Consider the following 24711-nt stretch of genomic DNA (forward strand, 5'->3'; position numbering starts at 1 on the left):
CCGGGGCTGAAGTAGCCGGCCGTGACAAGAACCCGAAAATTGCTTCCGTCAGTGCCCGTCAACCGCTTGTCGCCTTCGGTCGCGGGGCTGGTGTCGCCGGCCATCCTCGCTCCTCGCTTCAGACACGAAACTGAGTGGGATAACGAGCGGCGGCCAATTCAGTGACTCCGCTTCGCAATTTAGGCGAATTCGTAGAACATTACCCGGAAATACATGATCAGCAGCACGGAACCCGGTATAAGGAAGTCGCGCGAAAAACTCCGAACACACGGCACGAGAGGAACTCCATGTCGCGAGTGGCACTCATATCCGGCACGACCGGGCAGGACGGTAGCTACCTTTCGGAGTTCCTGCTCAACAAGGGCTACACGGTGCACGGGATCAAGCGAAGGTCCTCCTCGTTCAACACCGAGCGGATCGACCGCCTCGACGTCCATCCTCGCGAGGACGAGGCGCGTCTGTTCCTCCACTACAGCGACCTCTCCGACCCGGCCTCGTTGACCTCGCTGATCCGCGACATCCGGCCGGACGAGATCTACAACCTCGGCGCGCAGAGCCACGTCCGGGTCTCCTTCGACATCCCGGGCTACACCGCTGACGTGACCGGGCTCGGCGCCCTGCGGATGCTTGAGGCCGCGCGGGCGGCCGACGTCGGCTGCCGCTTCTACCAGGCGTCCTCCTCGGAGATGTTCGGCTCCACCCCGCCCCCGCAGCGTGAGGAGACGCCGTTCCACCCCCGCAGCCCGTACGCGTGCGCCAAGGTCTACGCCTACTGGTCGGCGGTCAACTACCGCGAGTCGTGGGACATGTTCTGCGCCAACGGCATCCTGTTCAACCACGAGAGCCCCCGGCGGGGCGAGAACTTCGTCACCCGCAAGGTCACCCGTGCGGTGGCCCGGATCGAGGCCGGCATCCAGGACAAGCTCTACCTGGGCAACCTCGACGCGGTGCGGGACTGGGGCTACGCCCCGGAGTACGTCGAGGCGATGTGGCTGGCCCTCCAGCAGGACACCCCGGACGACTACGTGGTGGCCACCGGCGAGGGCCACTCGGTACGCGAGTTCGTCGAGGCCGCCTTCGACCGGGTCGGGCTGGACTGGGAGCGGTACGTGGAGATCGACCCCGCCTACTTCCGTCCGGCCGAGGTCGACGCCCTCATCGGAGACTCCACCAAGGCCCGGCGTCGGCTGGGCTGGGCGCCGAAGACCCTCTTCAGCGACCTGGTGCGGGTGATGGTGGACGCCGACCGGCAACTCCTCGAAGACGAGCGGATGGGACGCCTGGTGCGGGTGGACCGATGAGGATCACCGTCGACGCCACTCCGATCCGTCCGGGCCACGCCGCCGGGGTCGAGGCATTCACCTACGGTCTGCTGTCCGGCATGGCCGCCGACACCTCCTGCGAGCTGCGGGTGAACGTCCTGCGTGGCACCCTGCCGCAGTGGCGCGGCCACGTGCCCGCCCCCCGGGTGGGCTGGGCCGAGGTCGCCCAGCCGTTACGCTCCGACACCGCCCCGGGTCAGTTGCTGCGCCGCTGGACACCGACGCGGGTCCGCGACTCCCTCGCCGTCCGCCGGGCGGTCAACGCGGTCCGGCAGCGTTCGGTCCCCCGCCAGCGGGGGGTGGACGTCACGTTGTACCCGTTCCACAGCAACCCGATCGGCGCCGGCCCCTCGGTCGTCGTCGTGCACGACCTGCGGCACCTGCGGGCCGCCTTCCACGCCCCCGGCTTCGCCGCCGTGGTCCGGGAGAACGTGGCCCGCGCGTCCGCCATCGTGGTCACCTGGCCCCACCCGTACCGGGAGACCCTGCGGCTGTTTCCCGAGGCGGCGGAGCGGACCGCGCTCATCCCGACCCCGACGTTCCAGCCCGCGCCCGAACGCGCCGCCACCCGACCGGAGCCGGGTCTGCTCGTCTACCCGTCCTCCACCGCGAGCCACAAGAACCACGCGACGCTGCTGGAGGCGATGGCGCTGCTCCCGGAGTGCCGGCTGGTCTGCCCCGGCCCGCTCGTCGAGCCCGAGGCCAGTCGCCTGCTCGCCCGCGCCGCGCAACCCGACCTCGCGGGCCGGGTGTCCTTCCCCGGCTTCGTCACCCTCGACGAGCTGAACGCCCTCTACGCCCGGACCGACGCCGTGGTGATCCCGTCGCTCTGGGAGGCGGCGAGCGGCGCGATGCTTGAGGCGTTCAGCTGGGGGCTTCCCGTCGCCTGCGCCGACGCCGAGCCGTTGCTGGCGCAACTGGAGTTCACCGGCGCGGAAGCGGCGGTCTTCCGGGCCACGGACCCGGCCTCCCTGGCCGAGTCGGTCCAGCGGCTGCTGGCCGACCGGGCACGCTACGCCGCCGCCGCCCGGCACGCCAACGGCCGGTTGGCCGCCCGCACCTGGGCGGCGACCGGTGGCGACTACCTCGACGTGCTGCGGTGGGTGGCGGAGGGACGACCGGGACCGATGCCGAGATCCGCGTTCGCCGCCGAACTCAGCGGGGAGGAAGCGTCATGAGCACGGCGGACGACAGGTATCCGGTGGCCCGACCGAGCCTCTCCGACCTGGAGGAACGGTACGTGGTCGATGCCCTGCGCAGCGGCTGGGTCTCCTCCCAGGGGCCCTATCTCCACGACTTCGAGGACCGCTTCGCCAGGCGGTGCGCCGCCGGCACGGCGGTGACCACCGCCAACGGCACGGTCGCCCTGCACCTGGTCCTCGCCGCCGCCGGGATCGGCCCGGGTGACGAGGTCATCGTGCCCGCGCTCACCTACGTGGCGACCGCGAACGCCGTCGCCTACTGCGGGGCGCGGGCCGTCTGCGTGGACGTGCTGCCGCAGAGCTGGTGCGTCGACCCCGCCGCGGTCCGGGCCGCGATCGGTCCGCGGACCCGGGCGGTCATCGCCGTCGACCTGTACGGGCACCCCGCCGACTATCCCGCCCTCCGCGCGCTGTGCCAGCGGCACGGCCTGCTCCTGGTGGCCGACGCGGCGGAGTCCTTCGGCGCCACCGTCGACGGACGCCCCACCGGTTCGCTCGCCGACGCGACCACCTTCTCCTTCTTCGGCAACAAGGTGATCACCGCGGGTGAGGGCGGCTGTGTGACCACCTCCGACGAGGCGCTTGCCGCCCGGATGCGCCTGCTGCGCAACCAGGGCATGGACCCGCACCGGCGGTACCACTTCCCGGTTCTGGGCTACAACTACCGGATGACCAATCTGGGCGCCGCCCTGCTCTGCGCCCAGCTCGACCGGGCCGACGAGATCATCGCCCGGCGGGACGAGGTGATCGCCGGCTACGAGGCGCAGCTCGCCGACGAGCCGGCGCTGTCGGCGCAGCCGGTGGTCGCCGGCGTCCGCCGGGCCCCGTGGATGGCCGCCTTCCTGGTCGGACCGGAAGGGGACGCCACCTCCCGCGACACGCTGGCCCTGGCGCTCGATCGGCTCGGCGTGGAGACCCGGCCCTTCTTCGTGCCGATCCCCGACCTGCCCGCGCACCGCGATCCGGAGGCGCGCTGCCCGGTGACCGCCGACCTGAGCCGGCGCGGCATCAACCTGCCCACGTATCCGGAGCTGACCGAGGCGGGGCTCAAGACGGTGGTGGAGCGCGTCCGCGCGGCCCTGTCGACAATCGCCTGACCCGTCGGCTCACCCGCCGGGCGGGACCGGGTCGAGCCCGCCGGGCGGGACCGGGTCGAGCCCGCCGGGCGGGACCGGGTCGAGCCCGCCGGGCGGGACCGGGTCGAGCCGGCGGGTGAGCGGCGCGCGGCGGCGCAGCAGCAGCAGGTAGCTGCCGGCCCAGGCGACCGCGCTGACAAGCGCGAGGAAGGCGAGCGCGCCGGCCGCGCCGGTCGCCCCGAACAACACCGCCGCGACGACGACCACCGGCACCCGCAGCCCGCCCAGCAGGACGCCGAGCAGGATCGCCCGCCGGCTCGCCTGCTCGACCCGCAGCCCGGCGAAGCCGACGGCGGCCGGCACCGCGAACAGGCTCTCCAGCGCCAGCAGCACCAGCAGGCTGCGGGCCAGGCCCCAGTTGGCGCCGAGCAGCGTCCGGCCGACCGCGTCGGGCAGGAGGGCGACCGCGACCGTCATCGGCAGAACGCCGGCGGTCACGAGCAGCGTCACCCGGACGGCCGCCCGGGCCCGCACCGCCCGCGACCCGGTGCGGCTGCGGGCCAGGTACGGCAGGGTCAGTGTGGCGGCGGTGGACAGCACCAGGTTCACCGGCCCCAGCAGGGTCCGGCCGGCGCTCAACGCGCCGACCACCGAGGTGCCCGCGAAGGCGGCCACCGCGCTCAGCGACAACTGCGCCGATCCGGTGGTCAGCAGGAACTGCGTGCCGAACCCCACCGCGACGCGGCTCTCCGCCCGGCCGGCACGCCAGCCCGGCCACAGGGCGTAGCCGCGGCGGACCCCGACCACCACGCCGATCAACGCGCCGCCGAGCGCCCAGCCGGCGACCACGGACGGCGCGTCGACCAACCGGAACAGGCCGGCAAGCGCGGCGCAGCCGGTGACCGCCGCCCAGGTGGCCTCCTGGAACAGCGCCCCGGACGGGGCGCCGACGCCGACGGCGATCGCCTTCGTGTAGTCGTAGAGCACCAGCCCCGGCAGGGCGAGGCCGACGAGCACCAGGTAGGGCGAGCCGTACGCCGCACCCGCGGCGCCGAGCACGGCGCCGCAGGCCGCGCCGAGCAGGGTGACCCGCCGGGCGGCGGACGGGACGCCAGTCCCCGCCGCCAGCACGGCCTCGGTCACCATGCTGCGGACCAGCCCGGAGCCGAGGACGTAGAACGTGAAGGCGAGGGCGAACTCGCCCACCCCGCCGATCGACTCCAGCCGGGTGACGGTGATCGCCACCAGCAGGTTGCCGCCGCTTGACAGCCCCCCGACGAGCAGGGCGAGCACGGCCCGACGGCCGCGTCGGGGGACACCTGGGACGTCTCCGCGGCCGACCCGGGAGCGGACCCGGACGGTCACCGGACGGCACCCACCGGCAGCGACACCTCGTGGTCGCGCCAGGCCGGGACGCTGCGGGTCAGCCCCAGCAGCAGGAGGACCGGTGCGGCCGACACCACGTGTTGCAGGAACCCGATCGTCGAGTCGGGATAGGTACCGGACCAGAGCAGCACATCGGAGAAGACCAGGCAGAACAGGCTCAACCGGGCCGGGCCGGGCCGACCCCGCCACCGCAGCAACAACGCCGCGAAGCCCGCCCAGAACGCGTGCACGGCCACCACACCCACCGGCCCGTCGAAGAACCAGATGTTGCCGAGCAACAGGAACGTGTAGGACGACGTCGGCCCACCACCGAGGAACTGGTTGATCCGCTGCCCGGTGGACAGCGCCGGCCGGTCCGGATCGAGCACCCGCGGCACAATCCCGTACCTGACGTACTCGGCGACCCCGGGCTGGCCGATCTCGACCGGCACGTCGTAGCCCGCCACGGCGGTGAGCTGACTGTCCAGACGGAGCCGGTCGGCGGCGGTGACCCCGGTGTCCACCGCCACCCCCTGCGCGTCCCGGATGGTGTTGCGCTGCGCGAACATGGCGGGCCAGGCGAGGAGGAGCACCACCGTCCAGAGCAGGAGGTGACGCAGCCGGAAGACGCCGCCGACCGCCCCGGCGGCGGCCACGAAGAACACCAGGGCGATCAGGGGCGCGGACCGGGCGGTGAGCACCGTGACGTACGCCTCCACGCCGACGAGCACGGCCACCCAGCAGTACAGCTTTCGCGAGGCGAGCCGACCGCCGAGATGGCTGCCCACCAACAGGGCGAAACCCAGGGTGCCCCAGCCCGAGAAGAGCGCGCACACCATCGCGAGGGGGGTGTCGGACAGTTCGCCGGACACCTGGCTGACGATGGTCCCCCGGCCGAGGTGGGCCCCGACGACGTTCGCCACGATGCCGGTCAGGGTCACCAGCCGGGCCACCTGGTAGATCCGGGGATAGCGGGCGGTCGCCTGTCGCATACCCTGCCGCCACTGCGGATCGGGACGGCCGAACAACAGGCCGACCGTCTCCACCGAGACGCTACCCAGCAACGCCAGGCCCACCAGGAGCACGATGAAACCGGTGTGCGGATTCTCGTTGAGCACCGCCATCGGAAGGATGAGCAACGCGTACGGCGCGAGCACCAGGAAACTGACCGGATAACAACGCAGCAGCCCGCCGACCAGCTCCCGGCGGACGACCACCCTGGACCCGGTCATCAGACCTTCCTCTCACCGTGCGTAACGAGCCGGGGGATGCCGCGGGCCAGCCACATCAGGAAGAAGACAGTCATGGCCGATACCGCGTGTTGCAGGAACCCGATCGTGGAGTCGGGATAGGTGCCGGACCAGAGCAGCACATCGGAGAAGACCAGGCAGAACAGGCTCAACCGGGCCGGGCCGGGCCGGCCCCGCCACCGCAGCAACAACGCCGCGAAGCCCGCCCAGAACGCGTGCACGGCCACCACACCCACCGGCCCGTCGAAGAACCAGATGTTGCCGAGCAACAGGAACGTGTAGGACGACGTCGGCCCACCACCGAGGAACTGGTTGATCCGCTGCCCGGTCAACAGCGGCGGCCGGTCCGGATCGAGCACCCGGGGCACCAACCCGTACCTGACATAGTCGGCGACCCCGGGCTGACCGATCTCGACCGGCACGTCGTAACCCGCCACGGCCGTGAGCTGTCGGTCCAGACGTAGCCGGTCCGCCGCCGTCACGTCGCCGCTCACCTCGATGCCCTGATCCTGCCGGATCTCGTTGCGGTGCGCGAAGATCGCCGGCCAGAGCAGGAGCAACACCACCGTGCCGAACAGCAGCGCCCGCAGCCGGAACACGCCGCAGACCGTGCCGGCGGAGACCGCGAAGAAGACGAAGGCGATCAGTGGGGCGGTGAGGGCGGTCATCAGGGTGACGAGCACCTGGGTGGCGACGAGCGCGGCGAGCCAGCCGTACAGCTTCGCCCGGGACAGCCGGCCGCCCAGGTGGCTGGCCACAAGCAGCGCGAAGCCGAGCGCGCCCCAGCCGGAGAACAGTTTGGTGAGCGCCACCGACGGCGAGTCGGACAGTTGCCCGGAGATCTGCGCGACGATGCTCCCCCGGCCGAGGTGGGCGCCCAGCAGGTCGGCCGTGATGCCGGTCAGGGTCACCAGCCGGGCCACCTGGTAGATCCGGGGATAGCGGGCGGTCGCCTGTCGCATACCCTGCCGCCACTGCGGATCGGGACGGCCGAACAACAGGCCGACCGTCTCCACCGAGACGCTACCCAGCAACGCCAGGCCCACCAGGAGCACGATGAAACCGGTGTGCGGATTCTCGTTGAGCACCGCCGTCGGAAGGATGAGCAACGCGTATGGGGCGAGCACCAGGAAACTGACCGGATAACAGCGCAGCAGCCCGCCGACCAGGTCCCGCTGGCGTCCCGACCCGGCTCCGCGTGCCGCCGCCCAGGTGTCGACGACGTCAATCTCCGGTCCAGGGTCGAGGGCCGCCCTGGACTGGTTCATCAGATGCGCCCCTCACTGTTTTCCGTCGCCTCATGGGCAACGAGCCAGCCGATGCCGCGACACGCTCCCGAGGGGGAAACGTGGCGGAACGCCGTCGTGCCCCCGTCCGGCGGGCGGACGGGGGCACGACGGGCGGCGCGGAGGGCTACGACAGCACGTCGTCGACCAGGGACTTGGCCTCCTCCTGGATCCGGGCCAGGTGCTCCGGGCCCTGGAACGACTCGGCGTAGATCTTGTAGACGTCCTCGGTGCCGGACGGGCGGGCCGCGAACCAGCCCGACCCGGTGGTCACCTTCAGCCCGCCGATCGCGGCGCCGTTGCCAGGCGCGGTGGTCAGGATTGCGGTGATCGGTTCGCCGGCCAGCTCGGTCGCGGTGACCTGCTCCGGCGACAGCTTCGCCAGGACCGCCTTCTCCGCCCGCCCGGCCGGGGCGTCGATCCGCGCGTAGGCCGGCGCGCCGAACCGGTCGGCCAGCTCGGCCCAGTGCTCGCTGGGGGTGCGCCCGGTCACCGCGATGATCTCCGCGGCGAGCAGGCAGAGCAGGACGCCGTCCTTGTCGGTGGTCCAGGTGCTGCCGTCGCGGCGCAGGAAGGACGCGCCGGCGCTCTCCTCGCCGCCGAAGCCGACCGAGCCGTCGAGCAGGCCGGGCACGAACCATTTGAAGCCGACCGGCACCTCAAGCAGCGTCCGGCCCAGGTCGGCCGCGACCCGGTCGATCATCGAGGAGGAGACGAGCGTCTTGCCCACCGCCGCGGTCGGGCCCCACCGGTCCCGGGTACGGAACAGGTGGCCGATCGCCACCGCCAGGTAGTGGTTGGGGTTCATCAGCCCGCCGTCCGGGGTGACGATGCCGTGCCGGTCGGCGTCGGCGTCGTTGCCGGTGGAGACCTGGTACTTGTCGCGGGCGGCGATCAGCGAGGCCATCGCGTTCGGCGAGGAGCAGTCCATCCGGATCTTGCCGTCGCCGTCCAGGGTCATGAACCGCCAGGTCGGGTCCACCTCCGGGTTGATGACCGTGAGGTCGAGGCGGTGCCGCTCGGCGATCTCCCCCCAGTACGCCACGCTCGCCCCGCCCATCGGGTCCGCGCCGATGCGCACCCCGGCGTCCCGGATCGCGTCGATGTCGAGCGCGGCGGGCAGGTCGTCGACGTAGTGGGCGAGGAAGTCGTACGTGCCTGTGGTGTCGGCGGCGCGGGCCCGCGCGTACGGGATGCGCTTCACCTCCTTGAGCCCGGCGGCGAGGATCGCGTTCGCGCGGTCCTGGATCCACTTCGTGACGTCGGTGTCGGCGGGGCCGCCGTTGGTGGGGTTGTACTTGAACCCGCCGTCGGACGGCGGGTTGTGCGACGGGGTGATCACGATGCCGTCGGCGAGCCCCGAGGTGCGGCCCCGGTTGTGGGTGAGGATCGCGTGCGACAGCGCCGGGGTCGGGGTGTAACCGTCGCGGCTGTCGCGCAGCACTGTGACGTCGTTGGCGGCCAGCACCTCCAGCGCGCTGACCTCGGCCGGCGCGGAGAGCGCGTGGGTGTCCCGGGCGAGGAACAGCGGGCCGTCGAGGCCCTGCTCCCGCCGGTAGTCGCAGAGCGCCTGGGTCACGGCCAGGATGTGATCGGAGTTGAACGCGTTGCGCAGGCTCGACCCGCGGTGCCCGGAGGTGCCGAAGGAGACCTGCTGCGCCGGGTCGCTCGGGTCCGGGTGCTCGGCGTAGTAGGCGGTGACCAGCCGGGGCACGTCGACCAGGTCGGTGGGCTCGGCGGGCTGCCCGGCACGGGGGTGGGCCACTGCGGGATCCTCCTAGGAGACGATGGGGCCGGTCAGGGCTCGACGCGCTGACCCTTGCCGATGACGACGATGCCGTTGTCGGAGACGGTGTAGCGCTGGCGGTCCTTCTCCAGGTCGACGCCGATCTCGGCGCCCTCCGGAACGTAGACGTTCTTGTCCAGGATCGCCCGCCGGACCACCGCGTGCCGGCCGATCTCGACACCTTCCATCAGGACGGCGCCGTCGACGTGCGCCCAGGAGTGCACCTTGACCTTGGGCGAGACGATCGAGTTCTCCACGAGCGAGCCGGAGATCACCGCCCCGGGTGAGACCATCGAGCCGACCGCCCGCCCCACCCGCTCGCCCCACTGGTGGACGAACTTGGCCGGCGGGTACGGCGGCTGGTCGGTGTAGATCGGCCAGTCGAAGTTGTAGAGGTTGAACACCGGGTGCACGTTGATCAGATCCATGTGGGCGTCGTAGAACGAGTCGAGCGTCCCCACGTCGCGCCAGTAGCCGCGGTCCCGGTCGGTGCTGCCCGGCACGTCGTTGTCCTTGAAGTCGTAGACGTTGGCCTCGCCGCGCTCGACGAGCATCGGGATGATGCTGCCGCCCATGTCGTGCTTGCTGGTGCGGTCCTCGGCGTCGCGCTCGACCGCCTCGCAGAGCGCCTTGGTGGAGAAGACGTAGTTGCCCATCGAGGCGTAGATCTCCTCCGGCGCGTCGGGCAACCCCACCGCGTCGGTGGGCTTCTCCCGGAACGCCCGGATCCGCTTGCCGTCCTCGCCGACCTCGATCACGCCGAACTGGTCGGCCATGGCCAGCGGCTGGCGGATCCCGGCCACTGTCACCCCGGCGCCGGAGGCGATGTGGTCCTCCACCATCTGCCGGGGGTCCATCCGGTAGATGTGGTCGGCGCCGAAGACGATCACGTGGTCGGGCTGCTCGTCGTTGATCAGGTTGAAACTCTGGTAGATCGCGTCGGCCGAGCCGGCGAACCACCACGGGCCGCGGCGCTGCTGCGCCGGCACCGGCGTGACGTAGTTGCCGAGCAGCGTCGACATCCGCCAGGTCTTGGTGATGTGACGGTCCAGGGAGTGGGACTTGTACTGGGTCAGCACGACGATCTTGAGAAAGCCGGCGTTCGCCAGGTTGGAGAGGACGAAGTCGACCATGCGGTACATCCCGCCGAAGGGGACGGCCGGCTTCGCCCGGTCGGTGGTCAGGGGCATGAGGCGCTTGCCCTCCCCGCCGGCCAGGACGATCGCGAGCACCTTGGCAGCCATGGTCAGACGCTATCCACCCCGACGCGACTTCACCACTCGGACAGCGCACTTGCGCACCCGGTGAGATCCGATCCTCTGCACTAGGGTGCGGGCATGGCACCGTTGCGCGTCGACCTGCTCACCCGTGAATACCCGCCGGAGGTCTACGGCGGCGCCGGGGTGCACGTGGAATACCTGGCCCGGGAGCTGCGCCGCCTCGCCGAGGTGCGGGTGCACTGCTTCGGCGGGCCACGTGACTCCCCCGGCGTGACCGCGTACGCCGAACCGGCCGCGCTTGCCGGCGCGAACGCCGCGCTGCGCGTCATGGGCGTCGACCTGGAGATGGCCGCCGGCACCGCCGGCACCGACGTGGTGCACAGCCACACCTGGTACGCGAACCTGGCCGGGCACACCGCGAAGCTGCTGCACGGGGTGCCGCACGTGGTGACCGCGCACAGCCTGGAGCCGCTGCGCCCGTGGAAGGCCGAGCAGCTCGGCGGCGGTTACGCGCTCTCCTCCTGGTGCGAGTGGACCGCGTTCGAGGCCGCCGACGCGATCATCGCGGTGAGCGAGGGAATGCGGCGGGACGTGCTCACCGCCTACCCGGGCGTGAACCCGGACCGGGTCCGGGTGGTCTACAACGGCATCGACACCGCGCAGTACGCCCCCGACCCGGGCACCGACGTGCTCGACCGGCTCGGCATCGACCCGGCCCGGCCCAGCGTCGTCTACGTCGGGCGGATCACCAGGCAGAAGGGGCTGCCCTACCTGCTGCGGGCGGCCCGGGAGCTGCCCGCCGACACCCAGCTCGTGCTGCTCGCCGGCGCGCCGGACACCCCGGACCTCGCCGCCGAGGTCGAGGAGCTGGCCGCCGAGCTGCGGGCGAAGCGCTCCGGCGTGGTCTGGGTGCCGACGATGCTGCCCAAGCACGAGGTGATCCAGGTGCTCACCCACGCCACGATCTTCGTCTGCCCGTCCGTCTACGAGCCGATGGGCATCGTCAACCTGGAGGCGATGGCCTGCGAGACGGCAGTGGTCGCCACCGCCACCGGCGGCATCCCCGAGGTGGTCGCCGACGGCGAGACCGGGCTGCTGGTGCCGATCGAGCAGGCCGGCGACGGCTCCGGCACCCCGCTGGACCCGGAGCGCTTCGTGGCCGACCTGGCCGCCTCCATGAACGAGCTGCTGGCCGATCCGCAGCGGATCGCGGCGTTCGGCGCGGCGGGCCGGCGACGCGCGGTGGAGCACTTCTCGTGGTCCGCCATCGCCGAGCAGACGCTCACCCTCTACGACTCGGTGCAAGGAGGGGCCCCCGCTTAACGCTTTTGGTAGAGGCGGGGCCCCCTTTTAACAGGTCGCCATGCACCGCCTGGACGGCGAGCGCGACGACGTGCGGGCGACCATGCCGCTCGCCTGGGTTCTCAAGACCGACCCGGCCGAGTACGACCTCGGCTGACAGCCGCGGCCGGAGATCAGTCGTCGGGCGCGACCAGGGTCAGCCCGGGGAAGTAACCACGGTAGCGGCTGCTGTCCCGGGTCAGCAGACGGTAGTAGCAGACCGCCGCGTGTGCGCCGATGTAAAAGTCGGCGATCGGCGAACGCTTGGCACCCCCACGTGACCGGTACCGCGCGTACGCCTTTCCCGCCAGGAAACCGGCCGGGTAGGGCAGTTCCTCGCGGAGGAAGTCGGTGGCCGGCAGCGCGTCATCAAGGTCCTCTACACGCGCGAACCGCACGGACACCTCCGCGTAGACGATCGGATTGATCACCAGAAGGCCGGCGTCACGAGCAGCCGCCAGTGCCTCACTTGACCAGTCGGCCCACTTCGGGTCGTCGGTGAAGATGTCCAGCAGGACGTTCGTATCCACCAGGGTGGCGACGGTATCGTTCGCTCGGCCCGCCACGGCCCGGATCCGCTCACTCACGGAGCAGTTCCATCAGCTCATCCGTCGACATGCCCTCGACCTCTCGCGCAGCGCCGCGCCCACGCATACGTCGGACCAGGCGTCGCCCACGGGTTTCCGCGTCGTCGACGCGCACGATGCGAAGCGCGCCGCCCTCCTCGACCACGTCCACCTCGTCACCCTCATGCAGGTTGAGCCGGGCGCGAAGCTCGGCCGGAATGGTCACCTGCCCCTTGCTGTTCAACCTCATCGCGGTCCTCCCGTCACGTAATACAGATGATACGTGTCACAAGCGGAGATAGGGTTCCCGGATGCGCGCGGCGGGCAGGCTAGACGCGGAGCGCTGCGGCCAGGCTGGTCAGGCCGGGCGGGGCGGCCGGCGACCGAGCCACCACCGCGACCAGCTCCCGCGCCGCCGGCCGGTCGTGCACCTCGCCGCGCGCGGTCCGCACGGCCTCCAGCAGCGCCCGTCCCGCGCGGAGTCCGTCCCCGGCGCGGGCGTGCATGCGGGCCACGTCGAGCAGGTACGCGGCGCGGTGCTCGGCCGGCAACCACCGCCACTCGTCGCCGGTGGTCAGCCGCTTTTGGCGTACCGTCGCGGCCCTGACGTCGCCGAGGGCCGCCTCGGCGACCACCCCCGCGGCCTCGACCGCCGCCCCGGCCCTGTCGTCGGCCTGCGCCGCCCGGCGAGCAGCTTGCGGGCGGCGGGCCCGTCCCCACGGCCGGCGGCGGCGAGCGCGTCCTGCGCGAGCAGCGCACCGCGCAGGCCGGGGTCGCCGACGCGGCCGGCGGCGACGAGCGCGGCGTCCAGCGCGGACCGCCATCGGCCGACCGATCGCAGGGCCTGGACCAGCGGTACGGAGGCGACGGCGACGAGCCGCGCGTCGGAGGCGGAGCGGGCGACGGCGATCGACCGGTCGGCGGCCAGCCAGGCGAGTTCCACCCGGCCGAGCTTCACCAGAGCCAGGGCGACCAGCCCGTACACCGGAACCAGCATCTCGTCGGCCGCCGGGGCCGGGTCGGCGGCGCGGGCGTCGTCGAGCAGGTCGGGCAGGAGCGCGAGCAACGGCGCGTAGCGGGCGTGCCGGTAGCTCTGCTCCGCGTACTCCAGTCGGGCGCGCAACCGCGCGGGGTCGGTCGGCGCGGCGGCGGCCGGGAGGTGGTAGCGGGCGAGGGCGGCGCGCAGGCGCTCCACGTCGGTGCGGGCCGAGGCCGACCGGCGCGGCTGCTCCGGCAGCAGGACGTCCAGGTCGATCCGGAGCGCGTCGGCGATCTCGCGGAGGTTTGATACCCGTTCCAGCCGGCGTACCCCGCGTTCGACCTTGTCCACCCAGCTCTTCGACTTGCCGAGGCGGTCGGCGAACTGCTGCTGCGTCAGGTTGCGGCGCACCCGCCACTGAGCGACCCGCCGGCCCACCGGCAGCTCGTTCACCGGCACAACCCCAGCACAAGCAGAGCGAGTACGAGCAACGCCACCGTCGCGCCGTAGGCGTACTGCCGCCGGGTGAGCGCCGGGCGCTCGGGCCGGCGCGGCCCGGGCACCCGGTCACCGTCCGGTATCCGCCCCTCATACGGTCGCTCACGCATCCACGCCTCCTCGGATCTGTGGGTACGGCGGGCGGGATGCCATCGGAGGCCACCCCGCCCGGGTGAGGCGCTCCGCTGCTGACGAGAGGACCTCAACGCGCAACTTATAGTGCAGTGAGTACACAGTCAACACTGAATGCAGAGCATGGCGTGTCGGGTGGCATGCTCGAAGGGCTGACGAGAGGTGGCCCACTGCCATGCCCAGACAACCGGTGTACGAGCAGGTCATTTCCGACGTCATCGCGTCGATCCAGTCGGGCGCGTTGAAGCCCGGGGACAAACTGCCCTCCATCGCGGAACTCTGCGTGCAGTACAGCGCCAGCGCCACGCCGATCAGGTTCGCCCTGCGGATCCTGGACGAGCGGGGCTGGATCATCACCCACCAGGGCAAGGGCTCGTTCGTCGCGCCGAAGCCACCCGCCTAGCTGCCCGGTGACTCCGGCAGCACCGCGTCCGCCACTTCGGTGTCGAGCACCCACGCCGAGCGGCGGCGCGGTTTAGCCTGACGGGGCCGCAGATCCTGTGCTCGGTGTGGGATCCTCGACGAGGAGGAGGTGAGGGCATGATCGACCGATTCACCGTGCCGCTGCTGACTCCGCTGGAGGCGTCCGAGCACCTCCAGGTGCCGGAGCGCACCATGCACCGCTGGCTGAGCGAGAACGCCGCCGGGCATCCCCTGGTGCACAGCATCAAGCCGCAACGCCGAGGCTACCCCTCGGTGCCGTTCGTGGCGCTGGTCGAGGCCTACGTGCTGCGCTCACTGCGCAAGCTCGGCCTCCCCACGGACAAGATCCGCGCAGCCGCGACCGACATCCGACGGCAGTTCGACACCGAGTACGGGTTGGCAAGCCGGCGCATCGCGACGGACGGCGTCGACGTCTTCATCCACTACCTGGACACCGACGAGCTGGCCCGCGCCGGTGACCGGCAGATGCCCCTGCGCCAGGTCATCAACGACTACCTCCGCTACATCGCCTGGACCGACGACGACGAGTTTCCCACCAGACTCACCCTTCGTCGATACGATCCCGCGATCGCGGAGGTGGTGATCGATCCGCGCTTCGCCTGGGGCGCACCGATCATCGAAACCGCAAAGGTCCCCGTTTCCGCCGTGCTGGGCATGTGGAGAGCTGGAGAACCACTGGATGTCGTCGCCGACGAGTACGGTCTGACCGTTGACCAGGTCGAAGCGCTCGTCCGGGTCGCCGCCTGAGTTCTTTGCCGATCGTTGTCTGGGCAAGGGCGCGCCGCGCCTCCTGATCAGCAGGGGTTGGCTCATCCACGTCGTCGGCGACCACTTCCAGGACGATGCGCAGCACGTCAGCGACCCGGACTGGATCGAGTACGGCCTGAGTCGAGGCTGGGCGCTCCTCACCCAGGATCTGCGCATCTCCACCCAGGTCGAGGTGCATGCTCTGCTCCGCCGGTTCAAAGCGTGCATTCACTGCCTGGACAGCTCCGAGCTACCGGTGCAGGTGCGGGCTGATCGTTTCGACGCCCAACGTGGAGCCATTCACCAGACGGTGCTTGACCGGCGCACCGGCTTCTTCGTCATCCACGAGAAGGGGCCACCCCGACGCAAGCGGTGAGCAGCACCGCGAGAACGCCGCCCTAAGTCGCACGTCCCAGAGCGTCCGCACGGGTCGCCACAACAGGTGAAACCTTCTCAACCCGCACGAGAAGTCACCATTCACGCCGAAGTATGAGCGGAGAGGCGATCGCCTCCCGGAGCACGGTGTGAGGGCAGCGGAATGATCAACAGGCGGGATGTGCTGCGGGCAGGCGCGGCGGGCGCGTTGGGGACCGGTCTGGTGGGTGTGCTGTCACCGGCCACCGCCGCCACCCCGGACCCGGAGGCGGCGGAGCGGGTCAGCCGGCGGGACTGGGAGCGGCTGGCGCGTGCGCTGTCGCCGGCGTCCACTCTCTACCGGCCGCCGGACGCCAGCTATCCGCCGCTGGCGCTCCCGTTCAACCACAGGTACGCCGGCACCCACCCGGCGGGCATCGTGACCTGCGCCAACACCCGGGACGCCCAGACCGCGATCCGCTGGGCCCGCGCGGTGGGGCTGCCCACGGTGCCGCGCTCCGGGCTGGGCCACAACTACGCCGGCTACTCGGTGACCCCCGGCCTGCTGCTCAACATGGCCCGGATGAAGGGGATCGTCACCAACCCGCTGCCGGCCGCCCCGCCGGCCCGGACCTACGGGCCGATCAAGGTCACCCACGGCGCGGGCACCCTCACCGTGGGGGCCGGGGTCATCAACGCCGACCTGCACCCGCTGCTTGAGGACCGGGGCATGTTCGTCCCGACGGGCCGCTGCCCGAGCGTCGGCGTGGCCGGGCTGGTGCTCGGCGGCGGCATCGGGTTCAGCGACAAGATGTTCGGCCTGACCTGCGACCGGCTGGTCTCGACGACAGTGGTGCTCGCCGACGGCAGCGTCGTGGAGGCCAGTCAGGAATCGCACCCCGACCTGTTCTGGGCCTGCCGGGGCGGGGCGGGGAACAACTTCGGGGTGAACACCTCCTTCACGTTCCAGTACGAGCGGTTCGAGGGGAACGTCGGCGTCTACCGGTTGCGCTGGAGCCTGGACTCGGTGCTGCCGGTGCTCGCCGCCGCGCAACGGGCCGCCGTGGACACCCTGCACGACAGGCGGTTCCACATGCGCGTCGGCATCGGGACGAACGGGTTCACCCGGGAGCAGATCCGCGCCAACGCCAACGTCAACGCCATCGGCCAGTTCTACGGCCCGGTCGAGGAACTGCGCGCCATCCTGGCCCCGCTGCTCGACATCGGCACCGCCGAGGAGCGCGCCCGCAACAGCGCGACGGTGCGCGAGGTCACCCCCGCCGAGGCGAGCGCGTTGCTGAGCGCCACCACGCCTGTGGAGAAGTTCGCCGCCAAGTCGGCGGTGCTGCACCTGGCGACCCTGCTCACCGACGACCAGGTAGCCGCCGCCGCCGAGCGGCTGTTGGACTGGCCGGGCAGTGGCAACCCGGACGGGGCCGGGTTCGCGATGTTCGCCCTCGGCGGCGAGATCAACCAAGTGCCACCGGGCGCCACGGCGTTCGTGCACCGCGACGGCGTGTTCATCCTCGCCGCCGAGACCTCCTGGGCGGACTACGACTCGCGTCGCGTCGCCGCCGCCAACCTGCGCTGGCTCGACGAGTTCTACCACGACATCTTCGGTGCCACGCCGCCCCGGCACGCCTATCAGAACTTCCCCGACCCGACGCTGCGGGACTGGCGGCGGGCCTACTACGGCACGAACTATCCCCGCCTCGTACGGGTGAAGCGGAGATACGACCCGACCGACTACTTCACCTATCCGCAGGGGATCGGGAGCTGACCGGCGGCGCGCGCCGGCCGCCGACCCGGATCCGGTGCTTCGGCGGCGCGGCCGAGCGCGAGACGATCTCGCGCAGTAGGTTGGGCGGGTGACTGGACGGTTCCCGATCGAAGACGTCTCCCCCGTCGTCGCCTGCGGTCGCTACCCGGCCAAGGCGGTGGTCGGCGAGGTCGTACCGGTGTCGGCCCGGGCCTACCGTGAGGGCCACGACGCGCTCGGCTGCAACGTGGTATGGCTCGGCCCGGACGGCGCGGCCCGCCCGTTCACCCGGATGCGCCCCGGCGAGCCGGGGCAGGACCGCTGGCACGCCACCATCCGCCCGGACGCGGTCGGCGAGTGGCGGTTCACCGTCGAGGCGTTCGGAGATCCCTACCTGACCTGGCAGAACGCGGTGACGAAGAAGCTGGCCGCCGGTCAGGGCGCGGCCGAGCTGGCGAACGACCTGGCCGAGGGCGCCCGCGTGTTGACCGCCGCGCTCGACCTGGTGCCGAAGGCCGACCGGAAGCGCGTACGGGCAGCCGCGAAGGCGCTGCGCGACGGCAAGGCGGACCTGCCGCGCCGGGTCGGCGCGGCGCTCGACCTGGCCGACCTGCTCTGGGAGCACCCGGTGCGCGAGCTGGTCACCACGGGCGACGAGCGCACGCTCTGGGTGGACCGGCCGCGGGCGCTCTTCTCCGCCTGGTACGAGTTCTTCCCCCGCTCCGAGGGCGCGGTCGCGGCCACCGTCGACGCGCCGGCCCGCTCGGGCACGTTCACCACCGCGCTCGACCGCCTGCCCGGGGTGGCCGCGATGGGCTTCGACGTGCTCTACCTGCCGCCGATCCACCCGATCGGCCGGGTCAACCGCAAGGGCCGCAACAACGCGCTCACCGCCGGGCCGGACGACGTCGGCTCGCCGTGGGCGATCGGCGCGGCCGAGGGCGGCCACGACGCCATCCACCCCGACCTGGGTACGCCGGAGGACTTCCGCGACTTCGTCACCGCCGCCGCCGAGCAGGGCCTGGAGGTGGCGATGGACCTGGCGTTGCAGTGCGCGCCGGACCACCCCTGGGTGACCGAGCACCCGGAGTGGTTCACCACCCGGGCCGACGGCAGCATCGCGTACGCGGAGAACCCGCCGAAGAAATACCAGGACATCTACCCGGTGAACTTCGACAACGATCCGGAGGGCATCCGGGCCGAGGTGCTGCGGGTGGTGCGGCACTGGGTCGGCGAGGGCGTGAAGATCTTCCGGGTCGACAACCCGCACACCAAGCCGTTCGACTTCTGGCACTGGCTGATCGCCGAGGTCAAGCGCGTCGACCCGGATGTGCTGTTCCTGGCCGAGGCGTTCACCCGCCCGGCGATCATGCACGGGCTCGGCAAGATCGGCTTCACCCAGTCGTACACCTATTTCACCTGGCGCACGACGGCCGCCGAGATGCGGGAATACTGCGAGGAACTGGTCGCCTCGGCCGACTGGATGCGGCCGAACTTCTGGCCCAACACCCCCGACATCCTGCACGAGTCGTTGCAGCACGGCGGCCCGCCGATGTTCAAGATCCGGGCGGTGCTTGCCGCGCTGCTCTCCCCCTCCTGGGGCATGTACGCGGGGTTCGAGCTGTTCGAGCACACCGCCCGCCCCGGCGCGGAGGAATACCTCGACAACGAGAAGTACGAGCTGCGCCCCCGGGACTGGGACGGCGCGTTGGCGCGGGGGCGGTCGCTGGCGCCGTTCATCACCACGCTGAACCGGGTCCGCCGCGACAACCCGGCCCTGCACCAGCTCCGCAACCTGCGTTTCCACGACATCGACAACCCGGCGCTGCTGTGCTGGTCGAAGCACGACCCGGACACCGGCAACGCGGTCATCGTGGTCTGCTCGTTCGACTCGCGCGCCGTGCAGTGGGGCAACACCACCCTCGACATGCCGGCGCTCGGCTTCGACTGGCACGAACGGTTCACCGTGCGCGACGAGCTGACCGGCGCGGAATACGACTGGGGGCAGCGCAACGCGGTGCGCCTGGATCCCTACCTGCAACCGGCGCACGTGCTCACGGTGCGCCGCCCCACACCCCCGCCCGCCACCGGGCCGGAGCACCCGGCCGCGCCCGACCTGACCGTCGAAGACGTACCCGCCGACCTCTCCGGCGGCGCCGCACCCACCGCACCGGCCGAGAAGGGCGACCCACGATGGACCAGCTGATCGCCGGTGAGGCGCACGACCCGCACGCCGTGCTCGGCGCGCACCCGGCCGACGGGAGCACCACCATCCGCACGCTGCGCCGGGGCGCGGGCGAGGTGACGCTGCTCGTCGACGCCGACCGGCACTCGATGAAACGGGTGCACGATGTGGGCGTGTTCGAGGCGGTCGTCCCCGGCGAGGTGCTCGACTACCGGGTCGAGGTGGACGGTGCGGCGCTCGACGACCCGTACCGTTATCCCCCCACGCTCGGCGAGCTGGACCTGCACCTGATCGGCGAGGGGCGACACGAACGGCTCTGGGCGGCACTCGGCGCCCGGGTCTTCGACGAGGGCGTGGCGTTCACCGTGTGGGCGCCCAACGCCCGCGGCGTGCGGCTGGTCGGCGACGTGACCGGCTGGGGGCCGGACGACGGCTGGCCGATGCGCTCGCTCGGATCCAGCGGCGTGTGGGAGATCTTCGTACCGGGCCTGCCGGCCGGCAGCCGCTACAAGTACCGCATCCTCGGCGCCGACGGGCAGTGGCGGGACAAGGCCGACCCCCTCGCCGCCCGCGCCGAGGTGCCGCCGGCCACCGCGTCGGTCGTGCACGATTCCCGGTACGAGTGGGGCGACGCCGACTGGATGGAACGCCGGGCGGCGCGGCAGCCGCACCAGGAGCCGATGAGCGTCTACGAGGTGCACCTGGGTTCCTGGCGGCCCGGCCTGAGCTACCGCGAGCTGGCCGAGCAGCTCACCGCGTACGTGCTCGACACGGGCTTCACCCACGTGGAGTTCCTGCCGGTGATGGAGCACCCCTTCGGCGGCTCGTGGGGCTACCAGGTCACCGGCTACTACGCGCCCACCGCCCGCTTCGGCGACCCGGACGACTTCCGCCACCTCGTCGACCGGCTGCACGCCGCAGGCATCGGCGTGATCCTCGACTGGGTGCCGGCGCACTTCCCCAAGGACGAGTGGGCCCTGGCCCGCTTCGACGGCACCCCGCTCTACGAACACCCCGACCCGCGCCGCGGCGAACACCCCGACTGGGGCACGTACGTCTTCGACTTCGGCCGCAACGAGGTACGCAACTTCCTGGTCGCCAACGCGCTCTACTGGCTCGACGAGTTCCACGTCGACGGGCTGCGGGTCGACGCGGTCGCCTCGATGCTCTACCTCGACTACTCCCGCCAGGAGGGACAGTGGGCCCCCAACGTGCACGGCGGCCGGGAGAACCTGGAAGCCATCGCGTTCCTCCAGGAGGTGAACGCCACCGTCTACCGGCGCCACCCGGGCGTCCTGATGATCGCCGAGGAGTCCACCGCCTGGCCGGGCGTGACGCGGCCGACCTCCGACGGCGGGCTCGGCTTCGGGTTCAAGTGGAACATGGGCTGGATGCACGACAGCCTGCTCTACACCTCGAAGGACCCGATCTACCGCCAGCACCACCACCATCAGCTCACGTTCTCCCTGGCGTACGCGTGGAGTGAGAACTACGTGCTGCCGATCAGCCACGACGAGGTGGTGCACGGCAAGGGCTCGCTGACCGGCAAGATGCCCGGCGACACCTGGCAGCGGCTGGCGAACGTGCGGGCGCTGCTGGCGTACATGTGGGCGCACCCCGGCAAGCAACTGCTCTTCATGGGCTGCGAACTCGCCGACGACCGGGAGTGGAGCGAGGAACGCGGCCTCGACTGGTATCTGCTGCACGACCCGGCCCGGGCCGGCGTGCAACGGCTGGTCGCCGACCTGAACCGCGCCTACCGGGCCACGCCGGCACTGTGGGCGCAGGACACCGACCCGGCCGGCTTCCGCTGGATCGCCGGCGACGACGTCGCCCACAACGCGGTGTCGTTCATCCGGATCGCCCCGGACGGGCAGACGCTCGTGTGCGTGGCGAACTTCTCCGCCACGCCACTTGAGGACTACCGGATCGGCCTGCCGGCCGGCGGGACGTGGACCGAGGCGTTGAACACCGACGCCCACCACTACGGCGGGTCGGGGGTGGGCAACCTGGGCGAGGTGCACGCCGAGAACGTCCCGTGGCACGGCCTGCCCGCGTCGGTCTCCCTGCGCGTCCCCCCACTGGCCGTGCTCTGGCTCCGCCAGGACTGACAAGGGTCCCCAATACTGGTCCTCGTTCCCCTACCGAGTGGGCCCATCGCTCGCACGTCTGCACCTGCCGCTGACCGCGCGCCAAACGTAGTCGAAGGCGCACAGCGAACTCTCGGAGAACCGGTCCGGGTCCACGAACATGGGTGCCGCCAACTCCATGATCGCCCCAGCCCAGACCGGAATGGCGGCCGAGATCGTGGAAGGAATTGGCCCCTGGAGGGGCACTTTCCTTCCAAGATCTCTCGGCGTTCACGACGGTGGCGGCAGCACAGGGCGCCCGCTTCGTCGCCGCCGACTTCATGATCACCGAGGTCGTCCGGGAGCGGCGTTAGACGAGGTCGGCTTCTCGGAGGAGTTTCCAGAGGCCGGCGCCGTCGGGGGCGCTCAGCCACTTCTGGCCCACCGGGCCCGATGAGGCGCGGCCGGCGGGGGCAGGCAGGCTGCCGGCCAGCACCGCCTGGGTCGGCGACAGCCGCCGGATCGCCACGCCCGCCACGTTGTCCGGGTGGGCGGCGGCGAACTCCCGGTAGATCTCCTGGTCGTGCTGCCCGTCGTCGCCGATCAGCAGCCACCGCACCTCGGGGAACTCGCGGGACAGCCGGGCCAGCGTGGCCCGCTTGTGTTCCCGCCCGCTGCGGAACCAGCGGTCGGCGGTCGGCCCCCAGTCGGTGAGCAGCAGCGGCCCGGCCGGGTAGAGGTGGCGGGACAGGAACCGGGTGAGCGTCGGCGCGACATTCCACGCGCCGGTGGAGAGATAGAAGACCGGTGCGCCGGGGTGGGCGGTGGCCAGGCGCTCGTAGAGCACCGCCATGCCGGGCACGGCAGTGCGGGCGTGCTCGTCGAGGACGAACGTGTTCCACGCGGCGAGCATCGGCCGGGGCAGCGCGGTCACCATGACCGTGTCGTCGATGTCGGAGAGGATGCCGAACCGGACGTTCGGGTCGAGGATGCGGACCAGCGCCTCCACCGGTTCGGCGTCGGCCACGCGCAGGCGTACGCAGCTCCAGCCGGGGGTGAAGTCGCCCTCGACGACGGTGTCGACGAAGCCGCTGCGGTCCGCGGTGACCTCGTGGCGTACGCCGTTGACCTCGATCGTCACCCGGGCGTGCTTGGCCGGAAGGGTGGCGAAGCTGCGCCAGCCGCGCACCTTCTCCAGCCGGCCGCGACGGGTGTCCGGGCGGCCCAGCAGCACCCGGCAGAGCACCCGCGCCCAGCCCGGGGCGCCGTACCCGGCGTACGCGATGATGTTGGGCTGCCACCCGGTGCGCCGCAGCCGGCGCTCCACGAACCCGTGCAGCGCGTCCTCGATGCGCGCGGCGCGGTGCAGTTGCGGCACGGCGAGCTGGTCCGGTGGTGTGGGTGGCACGTAGCAACCCTGCCACACCCGGCGGGGGCCGGCCACGCGAGTGATCTGGACCGATCCGTCCGGGAACGCGCCGGCCGGCGTGTCAGACTGCGGTCGGGGCGACGACGGGGGCGGGGTCGTGTCGACAGCGAAGCGCAGCCCGGACGTGCCGGCGCTCGTGGCGCTGCTGCTCGGCGCGGCCGGGGTCGGCTACCGGCTGGTGCTGACCCTGCTCACGGTGCCGGCCTCGAACAGCGACGAGGCGACGTTCGGCCTGGCCGCCCTGCACATCGCCGGCGGCCACGAGCGGCCGGTCTTCCTCTACGGCCAGCGGTACATGGGCGTGCTGGAGTCGTATCTGGCCGCGCCGCTGCTGGGCTGGGCCGGGCCGAGCTGGCCGCTGCTGCGACTGCCGTTGCTCGCGCTCTACGCGATCTTCCTGTGGTTGGCGTACCGGTTGACCCGCCGGCTCTTCTCCCCCTGGCTGGCCGTGGTCGTGGTGGGCCTGCTGGCGCTCGGCTCGGAGCGGGTGGTGCGCGACCAGCTCACCGCCGTCGGCGGCCGGCCCGAGGTGAAGCCGGCGGTGCTGGCGTTGCTGCTGATCGCGGTCGCGCTCGGGGAGCGGCGGGTGCGGCACCGCTGGCTCGCCACCGGGGCGTTCGGGCTGCTCGCCGGCCTGGCGCTGTGGTCGGACTGGCTGATCGCGCCCTACCTGCTGGTGGCCGTGGTGGCGCTGGTCCTGGCCGTCCCCCGGGACCTGGTCGGCTGGCCGGGTGTGCTGCTTGTCGCCGGTTTCGCGGTGGGGATCGCCCCGGTGGTGAAGGACAACATCGTGGCACCGGCCGGGCAGGACTCGCTGTCGGTGTTCCGGGAGATCAGCACGAAGGAGGGAGTCGCGCCGTCGCTCGCGGAGCGGCTGCACGGCGGGCTGCTGGAGGGGGTGCCGCTGGCGTCCGGGCTGTGCCCGATGGACGGCTGCGCGCGCGGGGCGCAGTGGTTCGGCGTGCTCTACCCGGTGCTGCTGGTGGCCGCCGCCGGGCTCGGCGTGGTCGCGTACCGCCGGGCCGTCGACCCGGCCGCCCGGGTGCGGGCGGTGGCGATCCTCGCCCTGGTCGTCGGCGCGGCGTTGACGCTGCTGGCGTACGTGCGCAGCCCGCTCGCCGCGACCGATCCGCTGGCGAACGCCCGCTACCTGTCGGTGCTCCAGATCTCGCTGCCGGCGGTGCTGTGGCCGCTCTGGTCGGCCGCCGCGCACGCGCCGCGGGCCACCGCGTCCGTCGCGGCCCGGCTGCGGGGTGTCGCGGCCACCGGGGTGCTGGCCGGGCTGACCGTCGCCACGCTCGCCGGCACGCTTGCGTTCCTGGCCGGCGTGCCGGGGGTACGGGCCGAGGAGCGCTCCGCCCGCCGGCTCGCCGACGCGGTGCTGCGCGCCGGCCTGCGTGAGGTGTACGGGGACTACTGGACCTGTGGCCGGCTGATCTTCAACACCGGGGAGGCGGTGGCCTGCGGGGTGCTCGACGGCGACCTGAGGCCGGGGCAGAACCGCTACCCGGCGTACTGGCGGCGGGTGGGCCTGGCGGCGCGACCCGGGTACGTGGTGGCGGCCGGCTCACCCGCCGAACGCGCGTTGCGGCGGCTGCTCGGCGGGCGGGCGGACGCGGCGATGGTGGCCGAGGTCGGCGGCGCTCGCGTGTACCACCCGGAGCACGCGGTGCGGCCGTGGCGCTGAGCCGGCCCGTACGC

At 71.9% G+C, this 24711-nt stretch carries 22 protein-coding genes; 11 read left to right on the top strand and 11 right to left on the bottom strand.

The genetic code is table 11. From position 1 onward, the window contains the following. Positions 1-287 precede the first annotated feature (287 nt). From gmd to SM450_RS17925, 3 genes are read left to right on the top strand one after another with little or no spacing between them, the layout of a single operon-like run. Positions 288-1301, top strand: coding sequence for a GDP-mannose 4,6-dehydratase (gene gmd, locus SM450_RS17915; RefSeq protein WP_474620873.1), 1014 nt, complete (start codon positions 288-290; stop codon positions 1299-1301). Continuing rightward, positions 1298-2500: a glycosyltransferase gene (locus SM450_RS17920; protein ID WP_474620874.1), complete on the top strand. Its 1203-nt coding sequence runs from the start codon at positions 1298-1300 to the stop codon at positions 2498-2500. Before gmd ends, SM450_RS17920 begins: the two co-directional genes overlap by 4 nt. Further along, positions 2497-3621, top strand: coding sequence for a DegT/DnrJ/EryC1/StrS family aminotransferase (locus SM450_RS17925; protein WP_474620875.1), 1125 nt, complete (start codon positions 2497-2499; stop codon positions 3619-3621). The genes SM450_RS17920 and SM450_RS17925 overlap by 4 nt, the downstream gene beginning before the upstream one ends. Before the next feature lie 9 nt (positions 3622-3630). On the opposite strand, the gene SM450_RS17930 is transcribed toward SM450_RS17925, so the two are convergent. The 5 genes from SM450_RS17930 to glgC all read right to left on the bottom strand — a co-directional run bounded on the left by SM450_RS17930 (position 3631) and on the right by glgC (position 10531). Then, entirely contained in the window at positions 3631-4965 is a 1335-nt protein-coding gene (locus tag SM450_RS17930; RefSeq protein ID WP_474620876.1) for an MATE family efflux transporter, read from the bottom strand. After that, positions 4962-6197, bottom strand: a complete 1236-nt coding sequence (locus SM450_RS17935) for a hypothetical protein (protein WP_474620877.1) — start codon at positions 6195-6197, stop codon at positions 4962-4964. Before SM450_RS17935 ends, SM450_RS17930 begins: the two co-directional genes overlap by 4 nt. Continuing rightward, complete coding sequence (locus SM450_RS17940; protein ID WP_474620878.1) at positions 6197-7483, bottom strand: hypothetical protein; 1287 nt, start codon at positions 7481-7483, stop codon at positions 6197-6199. Before SM450_RS17940 ends, SM450_RS17935 begins: the two co-directional genes overlap by 1 nt. A 145-nt stretch (positions 7484-7628) precedes the next feature. Next, on the bottom strand, positions 7629-9266 hold the full coding sequence (gene pgm / locus SM450_RS17945) for a phosphoglucomutase (alpha-D-glucose-1,6-bisphosphate-dependent) (protein ID WP_474620879.1): 1638 nt from the start codon (positions 9264-9266) through the stop codon (positions 7629-7631). Positions 9267-9298: 32 nt separating this feature from the next. After that, entirely contained in the window at positions 9299-10531 is a 1233-nt protein-coding gene (gene glgC / locus SM450_RS17950) for a glucose-1-phosphate adenylyltransferase (RefSeq protein WP_474620880.1), read from the bottom strand. A gap of 93 nt (positions 10532-10624) precedes the next feature. On the opposite strand from glgC, the gene glgA reads away from it, so the two are divergent. Then, a complete protein-coding gene (gene glgA / locus SM450_RS17955; protein ID WP_474620881.1) occupies positions 10625-11830 on the top strand; it encodes a glycogen synthase in 1206 nt (401 codons plus the stop codon). A 152-nt stretch (positions 11831-11982) separates the two neighbouring features. Here glgA and SM450_RS17960 read toward each other — a convergent pair whose 3' ends face one another. From SM450_RS17960 to SM450_RS17980, 5 genes are all read right to left on the bottom strand, one after another. Beyond that, positions 11983-12378 carry a type II toxin-antitoxin system VapC family toxin gene (locus SM450_RS17960; protein WP_474620882.1) on the bottom strand — a complete coding sequence of 132 codons (396 nt, stop codon included), beginning with the start codon at positions 12376-12378 and terminating at the stop codon, positions 11983-11985. A gap of 49 nt (positions 12379-12427) precedes the next feature. Then, positions 12428-12664 (bottom strand): AbrB/MazE/SpoVT family DNA-binding domain-containing protein, encoded by a 237-nt coding sequence (locus tag SM450_RS17965; protein ID WP_474620883.1) that lies wholly within the window; start codon positions 12662-12664, stop codon positions 12428-12430. Positions 12665-12743: 79 nt separating this feature from the next. Beyond that, positions 12744-13049 (bottom strand): hypothetical protein, encoded by a 306-nt coding sequence (locus tag SM450_RS17970; RefSeq protein WP_474620884.1) that lies wholly within the window; start codon positions 13047-13049, stop codon positions 12744-12746. Continuing rightward, the gene (locus tag SM450_RS17975; RefSeq protein ID WP_474620885.1) at positions 12989-13846 is read right to left on the bottom strand and encodes a helix-turn-helix domain-containing protein; all 858 of its coding nucleotides are present in this window, start codon (positions 13844-13846) and stop codon (positions 12989-12991) included. Before SM450_RS17975 ends, SM450_RS17970 begins: the two co-directional genes overlap by 61 nt. Then, positions 13843-14001 (bottom strand): hypothetical protein, encoded by a 159-nt coding sequence (locus tag SM450_RS17980; RefSeq protein ID WP_474620886.1) that lies wholly within the window; start codon positions 13999-14001, stop codon positions 13843-13845. The genes SM450_RS17975 and SM450_RS17980 overlap by 4 nt, the downstream gene beginning before the upstream one ends. 197 nt (positions 14002-14198) lie before the next feature. On the opposite strand from SM450_RS17980, the gene SM450_RS17985 reads away from it, so the two are divergent. From SM450_RS17985 to glgB, 6 genes are all read left to right on the top strand, one after another. Further along, complete coding sequence (locus SM450_RS17985) at positions 14199-14426, top strand: winged helix-turn-helix domain-containing protein (protein WP_474620887.1); 228 nt, start codon at positions 14199-14201, stop codon at positions 14424-14426. A 137-nt stretch (positions 14427-14563) separates the two neighbouring features. After that, positions 14564-15214 (top strand): DUF433 domain-containing protein, encoded by a 651-nt coding sequence (locus SM450_RS17990; protein ID WP_474620888.1) that lies wholly within the window; start codon positions 14564-14566, stop codon positions 15212-15214. Beyond that, the gene (locus tag SM450_RS17995; protein ID WP_474620889.1) at positions 15177-15590 is read left to right on the top strand and encodes a PIN-like domain-containing protein; all 414 of its coding nucleotides are present in this window, start codon (positions 15177-15179) and stop codon (positions 15588-15590) included. The genes SM450_RS17990 and SM450_RS17995 overlap by 38 nt, the downstream gene beginning before the upstream one ends. 162 nt (positions 15591-15752) lie before the next feature. Then, positions 15753-17348, top strand: a complete 1596-nt coding sequence (locus SM450_RS18000) for an FAD-binding oxidoreductase (RefSeq protein ID WP_474620890.1) — start codon at positions 15753-15755, stop codon at positions 17346-17348. Positions 17349-17436: 88 nt separating this feature from the next. Further along, positions 17437-19533 carry an alpha-1,4-glucan--maltose-1-phosphate maltosyltransferase gene (locus SM450_RS18005; protein WP_474620891.1) on the top strand — a complete coding sequence of 699 codons (2097 nt, stop codon included), beginning with the start codon at positions 17437-17439 and terminating at the stop codon, positions 19531-19533. Next, positions 19521-21623: a 1,4-alpha-glucan branching protein GlgB gene (glgB, locus tag SM450_RS18010; protein ID WP_474620892.1), complete on the top strand. Its 2103-nt coding sequence runs from the start codon at positions 19521-19523 to the stop codon at positions 21621-21623. Before SM450_RS18005 ends, glgB begins: the two co-directional genes overlap by 13 nt. Positions 21624-21951: 328 nt before the next feature. On the opposite strand, the gene SM450_RS18015 is transcribed toward glgB, so the two are convergent. Then, the gene (locus SM450_RS18015) at positions 21952-22989 is read right to left on the bottom strand and encodes an App1 family protein (protein WP_474620893.1); all 1038 of its coding nucleotides are present in this window, start codon (positions 22987-22989) and stop codon (positions 21952-21954) included. A 79-nt stretch (positions 22990-23068) separates the two neighbouring features. On the opposite strand from SM450_RS18015, the gene SM450_RS18020 reads away from it, so the two are divergent. Next, positions 23069-24697: a hypothetical protein gene (locus SM450_RS18020; protein WP_474620894.1), complete on the top strand. Its 1629-nt coding sequence runs from the start codon at positions 23069-23071 to the stop codon at positions 24695-24697. The last annotated feature ends 14 nt before the right edge of the window (positions 24698-24711 follow it).

The sequence above is a fragment of the Micromonospora marincola genome (assembly GCF_056150385.1).